At 44.2% G+C, this 17281-nt stretch carries 16 protein-coding genes; 8 read left to right on the forward strand and 8 right to left on the reverse strand.

Annotated elements, in window-relative coordinates:
* Positions 1 to 293 precede the first annotated feature (293 nt).
* The 3 genes from BLS15_RS01520 to BLS15_RS01530 all read right to left on the reverse strand — a co-directional run bounded on the left by BLS15_RS01520 (position 294) and on the right by BLS15_RS01530 (position 3200).
* Positions 294 to 560 (reverse strand): hypothetical protein, encoded by a 267-nt coding sequence (locus BLS15_RS01520; RefSeq protein ID WP_028531761.1) that lies wholly within the window; start codon positions 558 to 560, stop codon positions 294 to 296.
* Positions 561 to 585: 25 nt separating this feature from the next.
* Positions 586 to 1797 (reverse strand): LamG domain-containing protein, encoded by a 1212-nt coding sequence (locus tag BLS15_RS01525; RefSeq protein WP_028531760.1) that lies wholly within the window; start codon positions 1795 to 1797, stop codon positions 586 to 588.
* Between the two features lie 92 nt (positions 1798 to 1889).
* The gene (locus BLS15_RS01530) at positions 1890 to 3200 is read right to left on the reverse strand and encodes a GBS Bsp-like repeat-containing protein (protein ID WP_254777262.1); all 1311 of its coding nucleotides are present in this window, start codon (positions 3198 to 3200) and stop codon (positions 1890 to 1892) included.
* 324 nt (positions 3201 to 3524) lie between these two features.
* Between BLS15_RS01530 and BLS15_RS01535 the strand changes: the two genes are divergently transcribed.
* Together BLS15_RS01535 and BLS15_RS01540 are read left to right on the forward strand one after the other, a co-directional pair.
* On the forward strand, positions 3525 to 4196 hold the full coding sequence (locus tag BLS15_RS01535) for a hypothetical protein (RefSeq protein WP_028531758.1): 672 nt from the start codon (positions 3525 to 3527) through the stop codon (positions 4194 to 4196).
* Between the two features lie 191 nt (positions 4197 to 4387).
* On the forward strand, positions 4388 to 5185 hold the full coding sequence (locus BLS15_RS01540) for a hypothetical protein (RefSeq protein ID WP_028531757.1): 798 nt from the start codon (positions 4388 to 4390) through the stop codon (positions 5183 to 5185).
* Between the two features lie 60 nt (positions 5186 to 5245).
* On the opposite strand, the gene BLS15_RS01545 is transcribed toward BLS15_RS01540, so the two are convergent.
* From BLS15_RS01545 to BLS15_RS01555, 3 genes are all read right to left on the reverse strand, one after another.
* Positions 5246 to 5899, reverse strand: coding sequence for an FG-GAP-like repeat-containing protein (locus BLS15_RS01545; protein WP_028531756.1), 654 nt, complete (start codon positions 5897 to 5899; stop codon positions 5246 to 5248).
* Between the two features lie 36 nt (positions 5900 to 5935).
* The gene (locus tag BLS15_RS01550) at positions 5936 to 7534 is read right to left on the reverse strand and encodes a hypothetical protein (RefSeq protein ID WP_028531755.1); all 1599 of its coding nucleotides are present in this window, start codon (positions 7532 to 7534) and stop codon (positions 5936 to 5938) included.
* A 265-nt stretch (positions 7535 to 7799) separates the two neighbouring features.
* The gene (locus tag BLS15_RS01555; protein WP_028531754.1) at positions 7800 to 8345 is read right to left on the reverse strand and encodes a hypothetical protein; all 546 of its coding nucleotides are present in this window, start codon (positions 8343 to 8345) and stop codon (positions 7800 to 7802) included.
* Between the two features lie 285 nt (positions 8346 to 8630).
* Between BLS15_RS01555 and BLS15_RS01560 the strand changes: the two genes are divergently transcribed.
* Both BLS15_RS01560 and BLS15_RS01565 read left to right on the forward strand, forming a co-directional pair.
* On the forward strand, positions 8631 to 9545 hold the full coding sequence (locus BLS15_RS01560; protein WP_028531753.1) for a polysaccharide deacetylase family protein: 915 nt from the start codon (positions 8631 to 8633) through the stop codon (positions 9543 to 9545).
* A gap of 22 nt (positions 9546 to 9567) precedes the next feature.
* Positions 9568 to 10854 (forward strand): MFS transporter, encoded by a 1287-nt coding sequence (locus BLS15_RS01565; RefSeq protein ID WP_028531752.1) that lies wholly within the window; start codon positions 9568 to 9570, stop codon positions 10852 to 10854.
* Positions 10855 to 11003: 149 nt separating this feature from the next.
* Here the strand turns inward: BLS15_RS01565 and BLS15_RS01570 are convergent, their stop codons facing one another.
* Positions 11004 to 11321 (reverse strand): MazG nucleotide pyrophosphohydrolase domain-containing protein, encoded by a 318-nt coding sequence (locus BLS15_RS01570; protein WP_021257581.1) that lies wholly within the window; start codon positions 11319 to 11321, stop codon positions 11004 to 11006.
* Between the two features lie 73 nt (positions 11322 to 11394).
* Here BLS15_RS01570 and BLS15_RS01575 point away from each other — a divergent pair, with 73 nt between their 5' ends.
* The 3 genes from BLS15_RS01575 to BLS15_RS01585 all read left to right on the forward strand — a co-directional run bounded on the left by BLS15_RS01575 (position 11395) and on the right by BLS15_RS01585 (position 13441).
* Positions 11395 to 11988, forward strand: a complete 594-nt coding sequence (locus BLS15_RS01575; RefSeq protein ID WP_021257582.1) for an LOG family protein — start codon at positions 11395 to 11397, stop codon at positions 11986 to 11988.
* Positions 11989 to 12472: 484 nt separating this feature from the next.
* Complete coding sequence (locus BLS15_RS01580) at positions 12473 to 12883, forward strand: YjdF family protein (RefSeq protein ID WP_028531751.1); 411 nt, start codon at positions 12473 to 12475, stop codon at positions 12881 to 12883.
* A 288-nt stretch (positions 12884 to 13171) separates the two neighbouring features.
* Positions 13172 to 13441, forward strand: coding sequence for a sigma factor (locus BLS15_RS01585; protein ID WP_268632909.1), 270 nt, complete (start codon positions 13172 to 13174; stop codon positions 13439 to 13441).
* Between the two features lie 217 nt (positions 13442 to 13658).
* Here BLS15_RS01585 and BLS15_RS01590 read toward each other — a convergent pair whose 3' ends face one another.
* Positions 13659 to 15407: a protoglobin domain-containing protein gene (locus tag BLS15_RS01590; protein ID WP_028531750.1), complete on the reverse strand. Its 1749-nt coding sequence runs from the start codon at positions 15405 to 15407 to the stop codon at positions 13659 to 13661.
* A gap of 208 nt (positions 15408 to 15615) precedes the next feature.
* Between BLS15_RS01590 and BLS15_RS01595 the strand changes: the two genes are divergently transcribed.
* A complete protein-coding gene (locus tag BLS15_RS01595; RefSeq protein ID WP_021257586.1) occupies positions 15616 to 17244 on the forward strand; it encodes a gluzincin family metallopeptidase in 1629 nt (542 codons plus the stop codon).
* The last annotated feature ends 37 nt before the right edge of the window (positions 17245 to 17281 follow it).

Here is a 17281-nt window from a genome sequence, read left to right on the forward strand (position 1 = left end):
CAATCTAGTCCAGTCTATAGATTTATTAACATAGGCAGGTGTATTCGCCCCAATTAATCTATAATTTTGATCAAATAATGAATAGCTACGTAGAAGCCCGCGTTGTTCATTCGCTCGATTAACAATCTACCACTCACACTATATTTTTGGTTCGGGACAACTCGAACATCTTGATAAATATTCATAGAATCAAGTGAAATTTTCTGAGCATCGATTTTTTGAGCGTATTGTCCTGAAGATACCGAACTCTGCGTTACACGATAAGTTCCAACGGCTCCTTCCGACCTCCAATACTACCAACCAGATGCAACTTCCCCATTTCCGGCTGCCTCAAAGTCCCCGTTCCTAAATAAATTAGGATCTACAATTCTTCTGACAACGTCTCCATTCTTATCATAGATATACTTCACACGCATACCGCCAGAATCATTTACTGAATCTAACTGATTAGAAGTGTTAAACGTATATTGCTGTGAGGATAAAGCTTGGGCATTATGCGCAAATATCAGCAAGCACATACCTAGCGCATAAAAAAGTGAGGCTACGATTTTATTGTTCATCCATTCACCCCCTTATCTAATTTTGTTAATACACATAGATTAAATTGGAGCCGATGGCTGGCGTTTTGTACATTTCACTTTCAATTTCGATTGGATTTAATGCCCGATTCCAGACTTTCAACTCTGCTATATTTCCGTGAAATTGATATTGGGTATCATTATTCCAACCAGAGAAGTAAGCACTATCTGCAACATTTCTATTAGAGGCAGTCCCTATCTTCGCAAGAGTCTGTCTAACGCCATTGATGTACAACTCATTTTTGTATATATCTCCATTCGTGAATATTGCAGATACGTGAACCCACTTATTTACTAGCGGATCAGATGAGGTTCCATACAAGTCTCCATTGCCTGTATTGAAGCCAAATAATCGATCATTAAAGTACAAATCGTAAGAACTATTCGCCCAGCTAAAAGGCATTTCGATTTGGTTCCCATCCCACTTCATCCAAAATTGAACAGTTGTCTGGACATCAGGATTCGAATCCGCTTGAATGCCCGATAATTTCATTTGTTGAGATCCATTGAATTTCAATGATTGAACTGGTTCATCTCTTAGCTTCCACTCTCCAACCAAATCAGCTAATGCTACAGGATTTTTCGAAAACACACTGCTAGAAATTTCGGTTTGAGTTAGCTCCCGTTTCCAGATTTTAAGATCTGAGATTTGGCCTTTGAAGCGGTAATCTTCACTCTTTGCCCAACCTGAAATATTCGCAGTTTCCGACACCGATTTAATCAGTGATTGGCTGCCGTAGTGTTGCAACGTTTGCTTTGTTCCATTTACATAGATTTCACTTTTTGTAATGTCCCCGTTGTGAAAAATTGCTGTAACTTGAACCCACTTATTTGCGATACTTTCGGCTGGAAATCCAAATATGTCCCCGTTCTCCGTATTGAAACCAAACACATTACTATTAAGCCAAAGTGTATACCCAGAATGCCAGCTAAATGGCATCATATTGTCTTGACCTGTCCAGTACATCCAAAATTGAACGGTTGTCTTCGCATTATTAGCACTGCTAACTCCCTTGGCATTGATTGCAACTTTTTCTTTTCCTGTAAACGTCTTTTTCTCGGTGGGAATATAGCCACTTTCTGCAACATTTACAGCAGATTTTCGAATCAAGTTCCCATTTGCGTCATATTCATAAATGACATTGTTCCCTGCATAACTCGTACCCGCTGACAGCATTGTTACAAGAAATATTAGTAGTGATGATAGTATCTTTTTCATATGATTCCTTCCTCATCCAAATCTCATTGTTTAGTACTGCGTATACGATTACCGTTTTGATCGAAATCATATATAAAAATACTTATGAGTACTCAATCTATTACCTGAACATGCACCCATGCTACAGCCATCATATTCCCGTATTGATCAACCGTGTAGACATGCGTTATGTATGTACCTGATTCATTATTATGCTTGCCGAAAGGAATTCGGATTTTCCATACACCCGGTTTTACTTTTTCTCCTTTAATCCATGGACTTTCAAGATCATCTTGTCCATTGTGATCCGTCCATGTTGGAAATCTGACGTCATTAATGCTATTAGGGATTCCTTCTACTAAAATTTCATATGCACCGTCGCTTTTCTTTACTTCTTGTGGGGCCTTTAATTGAACGTTATTACCGCGAACCGTAACGATAAAACCATCTACAAACTTCCCATCCGCATAGACATGGGTAATATAGCTTCCCGCCTCCTGATTATGCTCACCATAGAGTACTGTTGCTTTCCATACTCCATTCGCTACTTCACTTCCCTCAATCCACTTCAAATCATCCTGACCGTTGTGATCAGTCCACGTTGGGAATTGAACCTTCGAAGTATTATGATCCAAACCATAGATGGTGATATCGTAGGACACACTTGATAGATTCGTCTCGATCGGATACTGAGTTCCACCCGTCACATCTACCAATGCTCCACCAAGCATCATGTTGTTTCCATATTTGTCGAAGCTATAGATATGTGTGATATACTTTCCTGTCTCATAATTATGCTTTTTGAACGGTATCGTTATTTTCCATGTACCGTTGCCTTGATTGACTCCTCTAATCCAAGGTTGCTCCAGATCGTCTTGGCCATTTGCCTCTGTCCAAGTTGGAAACCTAACTTCACTTACATTTTCGCCTATGCCATCTATGTAAATATCGTATGACTCGTCCTTCAATGATGCTTTTTGTGGACTGCGCACTTTCACGTTCATGCCCACATTAACGATTGTCGCTGCAACCATACGATCCCCATCATAAATATGAGTAATATAAGAGCCTGTTTCCATACCGTGATTTTTGAAAAATACAGTCGCCTTCCATACTCCGTCTGACACCTTCGTTCCCTTGATCCACTCCGTATCATCCTGGCCATTATGCTCTGTCCATGTAGGGAAATAGATCTGTTCAGCGTTACTTCGTATCCCTCTTATATAGATCTCATAGGAATGAGCCGATAAATTAATTGTCGGTTGTATCGACAGGTTTACTTTTTTCCGATTCGTTTGGTTTCCGTTAGAATCATAAATGTAAGACATATAAGTTCCGTCTGATAGAAAAGCAGCGATCAATTTTCCGTCAGAATCATATATGTAATCGTTCTTCTTCGCATCAGTCGACAAATTAATAAACACAAGCTGTGATTCCTGTTTCCCTTCTTGCGCAAGCGCTTTCTCACCTCTAAAAATGTTTGCCCCAACCATAAGAACAAACATTATGGTTATGCAGAAGAGTAGTTTCTTGGCATCCTTCACATATACCCCTACCTTATCTTTGATATATTCTATATTTACTATATCTACTGACCTACACAATTTTACAGACATTAATTTACATAATTATTAATTAGCGGGTATTATTTTGGAGTATTTTGCAACATCGTGTTTCTTTTTATCACCACTTGGAAGCGTTTCTATGTATACTATGCTCATATATTCATCATTGGAGGTTCAAAGTGAATGAAAAAACTGTTTTGCATATTACTTTTGCTATTTGGATGGGCTCCTGCAACAATTACTTCAGCCTTTGCTTCAGAGATAACAGAATTTGAATATGATGCCAATAACAAATTAGTGAAAACGATTTCTAACGAAACCCAAACAAAATATGAGTACGATAAGAACGGAAATATGATTGGCAAGAAAATAATTAAAAATGCAGTAACGATTCCTAAGAATCTAGTACGCAACCCTTATTTCAAGGAAACGATGGAAAACGGCGAGGCGAAAGATTGGAGAACAGAAACTTGGGGTGCAGCAAGCAGCAGCTTCTCTATTGTAAAGTTCGAAAATACAAATTTACAAAAAATAACTGGTGAGGGTATCGTCAACAACGGTATTGTTGCCGTTAGTCAGATCATCGATGTCGCCGCAGACAAAGAATTCGTTACAAATACTACATTAACAATAGAACAGTTAAATCATGCAAAGGTTCAATTGTACATAGACTTCATTGGAGCGGATGGATCCTATGTTGGAGCCAACGTCACGGAGTGGGATAAGCTTACAAATGGTGGATTCATCACTCTAACAAATCATGGCCGAGTTCCTGCTTCGGCCAAGAAAGCAATCGTGTACGCCTTGCTGCGTGCAACAAATGATGAGGGTTCAGGAATCATCAATGTAGATTAGATTCCATCCGTTTTGCATATAGCTCTGATCACAATCTAGTATCTAATCCCTCATTCCAATCTGAGGTTGGTTCTGAATTAGCAGATGATTGGAGAAAGATATGGAGTACCGGCAAATCAATCTTCGAAACCGCTCGATTTGAGAACAACCCTGTCCAGAAAATTTCTGCATCAGAAATGGGAGTCAATGACATGGTTGCTGTTAGTCAAACGATAAAAGTGGAGAAAAATCGTGACTTTACGATTAGCGGATTATTTCAAGTTGAGCAATTGAAAGGCAGCAAGGTTCAATTATATTTGGACTTTAAAGATGATAAAGACCAATTTATAGGCGCCAATATTACAGAGTATGAATATCCAACACATGGACAATTTATCGTTCTTTCCAATTCAGGGACAACCCCTGCAAATGCAGAGAAGTTAGTCGTTTATGCAATCATACGAAGTTTGACAAATCAGTCATCCGGCAGCATGTATGTCGACTCCATTCACTTCCAATACTCAAGTGAACGAAATTTATTATCTAATCCTGAATTTATGATTTATCCCGATCAAGATGAAGTCGGCGATGCTTGGAATAAGGGCGGTTGGTTGCATGAGCAAAGTAATTATCAAATCAAACGTAGCAATCAACAGCATATGCAAAGTATTTCGGGATCTGGAATTCAAACAAATGGTGCACTAACCATCTTTCAAAATGTAAAGGTCAATCCAGCGAGGAGTTTTGAAGTAAGTGGAGCTATTCATGTAAAACAATCGGAACGCGCTAAAGTTCAATTATATATCGATTTTATGGATGTTAATAACCAATTTATCGGGGCAAACATTACGGAACAATCTCAACCGACTACAGATTTTGTAACGTTGCGAAATAACGGGCAAGTCCCTCAAGGTGCTGTACGTGCTCTTGTATACGTAATTATAAGAGGAACCGATAATCAGGCTTCTGGCAGTATAGACATTAAAAAGCTAGTATTCAAATACAACTAGCTATATTCTTTATTTAAATAAGAGAAGTCCAGCCTAAATGGTCGGACTTCTCTTTTGAATTTACTCCATCCACTTCCTAATTAGATTCCCGTTCTTATCATACTGAAAATGCAATTGCTTACCATCCACAAGTGTTAATCGTTGCAGTTTACCAGAAGAATCATACTGATATTGAACATTGCCTCTCCACTTTTGAAAAGCACCAAATCGGTCGCCCCTCGAGAGTGACACCCACCATTCTCCGTTGTCGAAGTACACAATGGAATCGGCTTTGCCATCTCCGTTCACATCTCCTACAAATTGCTGGCTTGATCCTTCTCCATAACCTGCTATCCATCTTGTATAGGCATCAAAACCACTTCCATTTGAGAGTGACACCCACCATTCTCCGTTGTCGAAATACACAATAGTATCGGCTTTGCCATCTCCGTTCACATCTCCTACCAGCTGTTTAGTAGAACCAATTCCATGGCCTTCTATCCAGTTCGAATAAGCTTCGAACTTATTCCCGGTTGACAGCGACACTATCCACTCCCCGTTGCCATTATAAACGATAGAGTCCTCCTTTTTGTCCCCATTCACATCAGCAAAAAAAGACATACCGAGAGATGCATCTCTACTCCCTATGGGCATTCCGTATGCTACGGGATAAAATGCACTGTTATACAAAATACTTATAAAAATAAATAATTCAGGTAACCGTGTCACTCGCATTTTAACTGATCTCCTTTATGTTCTCGAACAACCAGATTATTTTTTGGATATTTTTATATCATCTATTGAAATCTCTCCACCATGTCGAATCCCCCAAATTAAATAATAATCACTGTGAGAGCCTGTAGTAAACGTAATGGTCTTGGTTCTAACAATGCCTGGTTCTTCGTTCCATGTTGTAAATGCCTTGTCATCTGCATAAGACTTGTATGCAGCCCTCGCCAGAAAATAAAAATACCCATCCTTATTTTCAATCTTATTTATTATCTTGTATGAGAATGAGATGGAATAGGTCGTATTAGGGTGAAACGCTACTTTGTTTAAATCTGTATGTAAGAACTCGTTCCATTCCTCATTTGGTGTGGAGATGCCAAGCCCTGAATATTTGCCTGTTATTACTTTAGCTGGATCGTTGGTTATTCTTCCTATATTTCTATATCCCGCAACAAAATCAGAAGCTAAAAAAGTCCCGCTCTCAAAAGAGTTGTTAAGCTTAGTTATTGTGATATCATCAATCGCAATGGCTCCACCGAAGCGTTGTCCCCATATCAGATAATATTGTTCGAAAGGCCCTGTAGTAAAGGTGATTGTTGTTTCTTCCACATCTCCTACTTGTCCTTTCCATGTGGTAAAAGATTTATCATTCGCATAATCTTGACCGAAGGCTCGAGCTAAAAAATAAAAATATCCTTCCTTATCCGGCAAATCAATAATTTTATATTTGAATGTAACGGAATAGGTCGTATTCGGCTCAAAATATGCTTTTTTAAAATCTGAATGCAAGAATTCATTCCACTCTTCGCTTCTAGGGGCTCTGCCGAGAATCGATTTACCACCTGATATTACTTGATTAGGATCTGTTGTTACTGTTGCTCCTAGAGGTCCTCCAGTTTTATAAGTTGTATCTTCTAGTTTATCTCCTTCGAATGATTCTGTTTCTTTTTTAATTCTTATATTATCTATCGTTATTGCCCCACCGAATCTTTGACCCCATATTAAATAGTAGTCATCAACAGAGGCAGTAGTAAACGTAATTGTTGTCGTATTGATGGTTCCGTTATCATAATCTTGCAGTTTGGTGAACGCCTTATCATTGATAAAGTCCATATTGGCGCTTCTCACTAAAAAATAAAAATATCCATCCTTCTCAGGCTTGGACATTATTTTATATTTAAAAGTAATAGAGTACGTTGTATTAGGTTCAAATTTAATTTTACTCCGATCAGAATGCAGGAATTCATTCCAATCTACCGAGCCATCTGCGGTTCCGTATGCAGAGTATGCTCCTTCAATCGTGTAGTTTGCATTATTGGTGATTTTTTGTCCTATGTAATCTGAATTCTGATATGATCCGTGTTCAAATCTTTCAATATCATTAAGCTCGATATGTTTGTTTACCATATTTCCATTTGCATCGTAAAAAAACCTTTCTATGAGATCCATGCCCCATTTTCGAAAAGGCATTTCAATGATTCGGTTATTTGAGTCATAAATATAATTTGCTTGTCCATTCTTCAGGCGAGGATCTGGAACAATTCTTGTCGAATCCATTGCAAATACGGCTATCCCGTCAACACTTAATAATTGTGAAAGTAACATTATCCCCATAATGAGTACGATACATTTTTTCCCCATTGATACCTCTCCTCAAATACAATTGATTATGTTCTAGTAGATGTGTTATCACGACTCGATTAATAGTAATTATCCTAACGTACTAGGTTGTTTAGTAATAAGTCCCCCTTTCAAACAAGAAAAAAAGGCATAGCATCAGGTACAATGCAATGCCTTAGCGTTCATTTGGACGCGGTATTGCTATAGCCATTAATTTCATGTTCATTATAGATTACATCTTTCCTTAACGTAAGTACCATTGTTTTTAAAATAAACCTGTCGATAACTACACCAGCTCCCTCAGCCAATAAGACAAGAACTCCCGAATACGTTCATCCCTCTCAGATTGCAGCACTCGCCGGAACATCCAGCGTACCCGCTCTCTTACCGTCCTATCCCGCTTCGCACACAACCCTAGTAAATCGATACAATGCAGCCGCTCAGCCGCGCGCCCATTCTCAAGCAGGTGGGCATATACAGCAGTTCCTCGGGCAACTTCCCGCTTGCAAGCATCTGCCAGACGCGGATTTCCGTACTCCAACTCAAGATCTGCTGGCTCGCCGGAAGCAATGAGAACAAGCAGCTCCAACATGTACGGGCGTGCCGTATCCGTCGTATTCTGAATCATGCTTAGCAAGCAAATGGCCGTCGGTACAGCCACCTCGTACAGGGCGCCCTGCACAACCACAATTGATTCTATCGATACACTGGCCAGCTCCGCTTCAGCTATTGTCGAAGCATCCTTCAACTGAAGGAGAGCCTCAGGCAGCCGTTCCGTTGCTTCTGCCCCCCGATATGTCGTCCAAGGTATGCGAATGATATCCCATGTCATCGTTCAGCCCTCCTTCATGGATGCCATCTCACCTATGATTAACATATTAGAGCTGCCTCCGAATCAGAAGCATATCTGCGTAATCGAAGGATGCCCCTAAGCGATAACAGATACCCTATTGTACTTCCCACCTCTCATCGCGCATGGGAAATCGATACTCCCGTGAGTAAACCATCATTATATCTAAGCGCAAGTGCAAGTTGCCACCCACTACCGAATATATTTAGTTGCATACACACGAATCGATTCATGCGCATCGATCAATCATACATGGAGGCGAAGGCCATGAACGTCATGAGAGCTTTAGGGTATGAGGAAACCGATCGTCTGCTCATCATTAATGCCGACGACTTCGGTATGTGTCATGCAACGAACATGGGGATTATGCAGCTGCTTGAGGAGGGATCGATTTGTTCCACCTCCATCATGATGCCATGCGGCTGGGCCAAGGAAGCAGCGAAGTGGAGTGCCGCTCATCCAGAGCTGGACATCGGGGTACACCTCACCTTCACGAGCGAGTGGGAAGGGTATAAATGGTCGGCGATGAACCGATCACGAGACATCTCCACCCTGCTCACCGAGGAGGGCTGCTTCCCTGAGGATTGTCTGACCGTCGAGCATCTCGCCGATCCTGAGCAAATTCGCTGTGAAATGATTAGTCAAATTGAAGCGGCAAGACGCATCGGCATCAATATTACGCATGCGGATAACCACATGGGCAGCTTATACGGACTCGCGTCGGGACGGGATTTCCTTGACGTAGTATTTGATGTATGTGCAGCGTATGGACTGCCGTTCCGCATGCCAAGACGTATTGGCGGCATGAAGCTGAATCCAGAACTCGAGAAGATGGCGAAGAGGCGGATCGATCTGGCAGATGCCAAAGGGGTTGTCATACTTGATACACTGCTCGGGCTCCCTTATGAACGGATTCCAGGAGAGACATATGCTCAGGTCAAAGCCAAGGCGGAAGCACTCCTACGCGGTCTTCTTCCCGGTATTACCGAGATGTACCTCCACCCCTCCATCGTATCTGATGAATTAAAGGCCATTACTCCACATTGGGAGAAGCGCGGCATGGAATGGAGATTATTCCGCGATTCAGACATCAGGCGTGTCATAGCAGAAGAAGGTATTCAACTCATTCGTTGGCGGGATTTGCGGGATGTACAGCGCGGCCAGCTCCCACCGCTTATGTAGGAACAAGGAGGAGGGTCATACCATGAGCATTGCGATATCCCCTGCACGCAAAGCTGCCTTCGCTTCAGGAAATATATCTGCCAACTTATTGGCCCAAATGTTCGCAGCCTATATTGTCTATTATTACGTTGACATCCTTGGCGTCCGTCCAGGACTCATCGGCATTGCGATGGTGATCCACGGACTCGTCGGCGCCTTTCTCAATCCATTGTTCGGCTATATGTCCGATCGGTTTCGTACGAGATGGGGCCGGCGCATTCCCTACATGGCATTTGGAGCGATACCGCTCGCGGCTGTATTTACACTCATCTGGTTCCCGCTTGCTTCCGGTAACGGGCTGTTCTGGTACTTCCTCTTGCTCGTACTGCTGTATGATATTTTGTATGTGCTCGTCATCCTCAATTACTCAGCGCTGTTCCCGGAAATGTTCGTTACGATGAAGGAGCGAGCATCTGCCTCTTCGTGGAAGCAAATGTTCGGCATACTGGGGATGATTGGAGGGGTAGCAGCACCGCCGCTAGTCTATACCGAATACGGATGGGGGGCTATGGGGCTTACCTTCGGAATCATATCCGCTATTTTTCTGGCTGTGATGATCTGGGGCTCGAAGGAGAATGAGCAGGCATCTGCTCGCTCAATCGGGTTATGGAAGGCTATTGTGTATACGTTCTCTAACCGTTCTTTTGTCGCCTATGTACTGGGCGGTTTCTTCGTGCAATTGACCTTTGCTCTTCTGACCGCGGCGATTCCGTTCTTCACCAAATATGCACTGCACGCAAATGAAAGCGCCAACACAATTATGCTTGGGCTGGTCTTCGTTACTGCGATCCCGTTGGTGTACGTATGGGCGCATTGGACGAAACGCTACGGACCGCGCAAAACGATGATTGCTGCCATCGTATGCTATATGTTTGCCTTAGCTCCACTTCTGTTCGTCTCATCGGAACTCGGCGCCTATATAGCAGGCGCATTCATCGGGTTCAGCCTTGCTGGACTTATCATCCTACTCGACATTCTCCTCTCTGAGGTCATTGACGAGGACGAGCGCACGACAGGGGCACGACGCGAAGGTATGTATTTCGGCATGAATGGATTTATTATTCGGTTCGGCGTCTCCCTGCAAGCCATTATTATGAGCACCGTACTCGAATCCAGCGGCTATGTTGCCAATAGCGCGCAGCAGCCTGACGCAGCCATATTGGGGATTAGACTGATGCTGGCAGGCATCCCAATCGTTGCACTCGTATTCGCCATCATTTGCTTTGTTATCTATCCGATTCGCAGCTCGCCGCAACGGGATGGATCTTAGCAATTTACACTTTAGACTCTTAGCTTTGCTTTTCGCTCAGCACTCAGCACTCAGCACTCAGCACTTTGCTCCTTGCTCTTTGCTACTTGCTACTTACTCTTTGCGCTCTTACTCTTGCCAGTAGTTCTCCCTAGTGTTTCCTTACCGAATCAACCGCCGAAACGCTTCGTCAGCTTGTCCATATGGGCTTGTGCAATCTCACTCAAGTCGATGTCATACTTCTCCGACAGCACAATGACATTCGCCAGCACATCACCGAGCTCTTCCACCAGTTCTTGACGCAGTTCATCGCGGCTGCGCTCCCCTTCATCTGGACGGTCACGGCCAATTTCCAGCGCCCGAACAACACGTGCAACCTCTCCCACTTCCTCCATGAGGAAGCCGACGCGAATAAAGGAATTATATTGCGACCATTCCCGCTTCTGATAAAATTGCTGCACCCACTGTTGAAATGGTTTCATCTCCATTGTAAATTAACTTCCTTTCCTAACCAATGATGTCTATACTTAATGAAGTATACCAGATGAGGAGGCATTACTCGTGAAAAGATTATGTGTGTATTCCGGATCCAACTTGGGGACGCACCCCAACTTCGCCTCTAGCGCGCAAGCTCTAGGCCGTGTACTTGCTGAGAAGAACATTGAACTTGTATACGGTGGCTCCAAAGTCGGTCTCATGGGCGAAGTAGCTAATGAAGTGCTGCGCCTTGGCGGCAGAGTAACAGGCGTTATGCCGCGCGGATTGTTCCGAGGTGAAGTTGTACATACCAACTTGACTGAGCTCATTGAAGTAAAAGATATGCATGAACGCAAAAAAACAATGATCGATCTGTCTGACGGATTTATCTCGCTGCCAGGCGGATTCGGAACATTTGAAGAGCTGTTCGAGGTCATTAGCTGGGCGCAAATCGGCATTCATCAGAAGCCAATTGGCGTACTGAATGTGGAAGGCTATTTCACACCTATGCTGGAAATGGTTCGGCACTCCATCCAAGCAGGATTTGTTAAGCAAGAGCATGAATTGCTCATCCTTGCTTCTGCTGACCCTGCAGAGCTCGTTGAGAAACTGCTTCAATATACACCGCCGGTATTCGGCAACAAATGGAGCCAGCTGGATTCTGAATCCGATAAATAGCTTCTGACTTTTCAACCTTGTCTAACATGATATACGCGAAAAATAGGTAACGCATCAACTCGTACAACTCATCATCCATGTTCATCTGTGGAAGCTCCAACGCGAGCTCCTCCACAGATCGGATGTGGTTCCCCCGTTTTCTTCCTGATGCATGCTCGAAGTCAACTAATTACTGTATCCGCCTATCCTCCCAATCACCCCATCCTAACTTTCAGTATTTTTATTTCTCTATTTTTGCTTATTTTTTCTTCTCACTTCTAACTTTCTAACTTCCTCCTTTCCCATCTAAATTTCATTCCTACCTGCTTTTTTCAATGACATCTTTATCTTGGGAACTCCATTCATTTGAGTTATACTCAAGTAAGAGTGTAAAAACACGGTTTTCGGTTGGTAGTCCGAACGTTCCGGCATGAAAATGTTCGGGATCAGTAACCTTCCCCCCTTGGGATGTCCCTCACTCTTTATGACAAAGGGGGAATGGAATGTGAAGTTAACCGTATTTTTTGAAGGACCGTTCTGGATAGGTGTCGTGGAAGACACGGAGCATGGAAGACTGAAGGCTTGTCGCCACGTATTTGGCTCGGAGCCGAAAGACACTGAAGTGCTTAAATTCGTGGATTCACTCATGATGCCTCTCATAGAACGGGTTACGCAAGGATCCGAGAACGCCCAAGAACCGCTGCGCCGTATCAATCCGAAGCGGCTGGCAAGACGTGCCGCAATGGAAATGAAGCAGCGCGGCATATCGACGCAATCCCAGGAAGCACTGCGTCTTGACTACGAGAGCAGAAAGAAGGAGCGCGTATGCCGCTCTCGGGAAGAACGCGAAGCCTTGCAGGAGAAAAAACGGAGCATTCGCATTCACAAGCGGAAAGAAAAGCATAGAGGCAGATAATCTGCTGCTTGACGCAATCGCCCCGCGCAGCACTACTGTGCCGGGGCGATTGTTGTTCATGAATGCAACGTGTCAGAAGAAAATAAAATTGATGAGGGAGGACTCCGGTTCTCCTTTTTTTTCGTGAAATTCGCAAAAAATCTTTCTTGCTACGATGAGAAGTTGCAAGTGAGAGCCTCGTCTATATCTATAAACAGACAACGACGAAGGAGGAGAGCCATGGGCTGCACCGAGCCAGACAAAGACATCATCGAGCAAATTCTTGCAGGCAGGCAGGACTTATAAGCGATTCTAGTCAACAAGTACAAACAGCGAATGTACGGCTTGCTACGAGGGATGGGAGCGACTCATGAAGATGCCCAGGATATTGCGCAGGAGGCATTTATTAAGGCATACCGCAAGCTGGCGGATCATGATCGAAGCAGAAGCTTCGCGTCATGGTTATATACCATTGTTGTTCGTACCTATCAGGATCGATTTAAACGCAAGCAGATTGCAGTGGTCGAATGGGAACAAGAAAAACCAACCTATTTTTTCATTCAATATCTTCAAGCATAAAAAAATCGGGTCAGGCATACACCGTGTCGAATCGCATGGTGTTGCCTAACCCGATTTTACATTTACGATTACAATATATGTTCATTTATTCATTAGTTATATACAACGTAATTCCACCCGCGAGAATCCAGCCGCATCCCCGTTCAGTACCTCTTTATCTTATCCTTACGAGATAAACCGAACCGAAATCCGCTTACATCTCAACCTTCCTAGACGATTAGGCATGTTGTTTTGCAGGGCGGCGCTCCAGCTGAGTTCTCAGCTCATCCAACTGTGCCAACAGCTGCTGCGAGATCTCATTCATTCGCCGATAGGATGCTGTCGCTGCATCGCGGTTGCCATTATCCATCTGACGAGCAGCTTCACCTGCCAAGCGATGAAGCATCTCATGCTGCCCCACCGTATCCTTGAACAGCGGAAGATGGGCCACTGGCGAATCGCTTCGCTGCTGCTCTGCTGCAATCCATTTGCCAAGCCGGCATTGATGGAAGTCCTCCATGACAGCAGGATCACTCTCATCGAAGCCGAGAAGCCGATTATACGTGCACCATTTCCATAGTAGATGATCGGTCTTCATAATTCGAATCCATTGTGCATCATCGATATGACGGAACCATTCAAGCGATTGCTTGCGCAATGTCTCAACCGATTGGCTTGTTGTATAGAGATGCTGACCGGTAGCCTTGGCCATAGACATCATTTCTTCTGTATTCTTCACAATGCCGGTCATGCTGGCAGTAATTTCTGTTGTAGCATCCGCTTGTTGTTCGACAATAGAAGCGATTGCATCCTCCGAAGAACCTACCTCTTCGACCGACTGCATCATACGATCCAACTGCTCGAAAGCGCTTTTATTTTTATGATGCTGGATATCCATTTGCTCCGACATATCCCGAGTCCGCGCTTGCACTGCTGTAGCCATGCCTTGAATGCTCTCAATGACATCATACACATCATGAACGGCATGCTTTGTTTGATCAGATAGTTTGCGTACTTCCCCAGCCACAACAGCGAAGCCGCGTCCTTCTTCCCCAGCACGTGCTGCTTCGATCGAAGCGTTCAGCGCGAGCAGTTGCGTCTCTCCAGCGACCGTGTCGATTAACTGCACGACGTCCGTTAACTTTTGCATGGAACGCTGTAATTGGTCAAAGCGAGTGCGTGTATCTAAGAACAAATCATTCATCTTCTCGAAGCCTTCGATCGTCTCTTCAACAATCTTCCGATTCTCCTGAAGCGCCGCAATCATATTCACCGTATTCGTTGCAGAATCTGCCGTCTGCACGGACACCTCTTCGATGGAAGCTGTCAATTGCTCGGTAGCAGCCTGAATGTCCAAAACATCTTGAAGGGATCGCTCAGCAGCGATCAACAGTGTGTGCAGTCCATCAGACTGAATTAACATTTCCATAATGTCACTATTGTTGTCCATCAGGCGATATTCCGTTGCAGACTGATAGGATTCCAATACAATTTGGGCATCCAGCATCACAATCCGGTGAAGCGCCATTAAGATCGAAGATGCATCATTTGAACGGAAATCATTCACGATGATGGGAACCAAGTACTCATATACGCGCAAGAACGAGGCAATGAACCATTCCGGCTCTAATTGTATGCGGCTGTGCACCTGCCCAATTCGCTCTCTCATTCGCACGTATTCTGCATCAAATGCAACCTGAGGGATCGATTGCAAATAGGCGATAAACGTTCCCTTGAGCCTTGCCCTAGTACTGTGCTGATCAATCATTCGCTTCATTTCTGGCAATCCGAACAGTAAATCATAGTGGCGGTCTGTGATCGCTTCTGCGTACTTTTCCATGTAGGGAGCCAAACGACGCAGACATTCGGCATCTTTCGATGTGATTTGTAAGAAATTCATCTTTGTTCGTAGGGAATCCAATACAACATTATCGGATTCGGTTATCGAGTGAGGTAACATCGGTTTTCGGAGAATCACCGAATTCATCCCTTTCTCTCTCTAGTGGTTGTTGATGTTTCCATAATTAATAGAATGCATATCCCCCTAAGTAATAGTACCATATCATTGATCATGACAAAACTGTAAGCTAACGTAAGTCAAATCAATAGATATGCTCCCTATAAATCTACTACAATGGAGTTAACATACAATTATGAACAACCTTACCTATTTATCGGCGGAAGGAGGGCCACCTATGAGCAACACATCGCGATTCCAACCGCGTCCAACACGATGGAAACTAGCTGTTACCTTGCTTGTCATCTGCCTGATGGCGCAGCTGCTAGCTGGGTGTGCGTTGGGCGGCAAGAGTGAGGGCAAGGCGAAGAAGGAGAATGCCTCCACCTCACCGATTCAGTATCAGATAAATGCCAATTGGAATGAGCAGACTCGAACGATACAATCGGAGGCCGTCGTTACGATTCGCAACGTATTCAATCGCAACCTTAAAGAGCTAGTCTTCCATTGGTTCGCCGACAGCTACCGCAAGCCAGAGACGATGCCTGTTCAGTTCAAGCAGCGCAACGAACAAATTCGCAATCAATCTCCTCAGGATGATGCCCATAACAGCCATAGCATCGATGATCGGTTCTTCGGGGGAATAACGACGAAGAAAGTAACGACTTTAGAGGGCAAAGCACTGCAATTTAAGCATGCAAACCAATCGATGACGGTTACGCTTAACAAGGGGCTTGCTCCTAATGAGACCGTATCGATTCGCATTCATTATGAAGTCCAAGTCCCGTATGGCGCACAGCGGTTATCCTATACAGATGATTATGTTGGCGGTACTTACTGGACGCCGCAGCTAGCCGTCTTCGATTCGATTCAAGGAGGTTGGAACCGGGTTCCGAACAATCCGAAATATAAGAGTGATTTCTTCTATGCTGCGGATTACGATGTAAGCTTGAATATGCCTGCATCATGGAATGTGGCGATGACGGGCAGCTTGATTGACCAGCGTGTGGAGAATGAGAGGAAGATTGTTCATTCAAACGTGCAGAATGTCCGTCATTTCGGCTTCTACGCAAGCCCGAAATATATAGAGACGAAGGTCGATCTGCCTAGTGGCGGACAACTGTCTGTATTCACCTTCGAGCAGCCGGACGAGGAACAGATGAAGAAATATACAGCAGCGCTGCAGGATGCAATCGGATTCTATTCCGATAAGATTGGAATGCTGCCAATCAAGCATTGGAAATTCGCCGAAGCCCCATTCCCCGAAATGACGGACAGCTTGAACGAAGTAATCTTGTTCAACCGTCTCGGTGCAGCGGGTAATGAGCAAGGTGTGCTGTCACAGGATGTGCTGCGATCGATTGCCAAGCAATGGTTCTCACTTGCGATCGGACATAATGCGCTTACTGAAGGATTTTTGGAAGAGGGATTATCTGAATTCGCAGCGCAATACTATCGTCACGAACAGGAGGGAGCACCTTGGGCGATGTCGATATGGAACGGACAGTATCCGAATCTATCATCGCTGGATGCATGGACGGATCCAGATGCAGGAGCCCTCGTCATCCCATCCGAGCAATGGCCAGCCGTACTGTTCCAGAAGCAGGTAACGACTCCCGCGTTCCATGTCGGCCAATATTCTGAGCTGCTCTACCGCGTCAAGGGCGCTGCTCTAATGGTGCAATGGGTGCAGAAGGCTGGCACCGAAGCACTGGACATCGTCTGGCACAAGTATTTCCAACGCTACAACGGACGGATGGCTACCATAGACGGATTTACGAATCTGATTGGCAGCACACTTGGAGATGCAAGAAAGTCAAACATGCAGGAACTGCTGTCAATGACAAATCCGAAGCCGCTTGCGTAAGTGTTTATCGAAGAATGATGGTAGAACACTCTGAAAT

This window comes from Paenibacillus sp. cl6col (assembly GCF_900102125.1).
Taxonomy (GTDB): domain Bacteria; phylum Bacillota; class Bacilli; order Paenibacillales; family Paenibacillaceae; genus Paenibacillus_B; species Paenibacillus_B suaedae.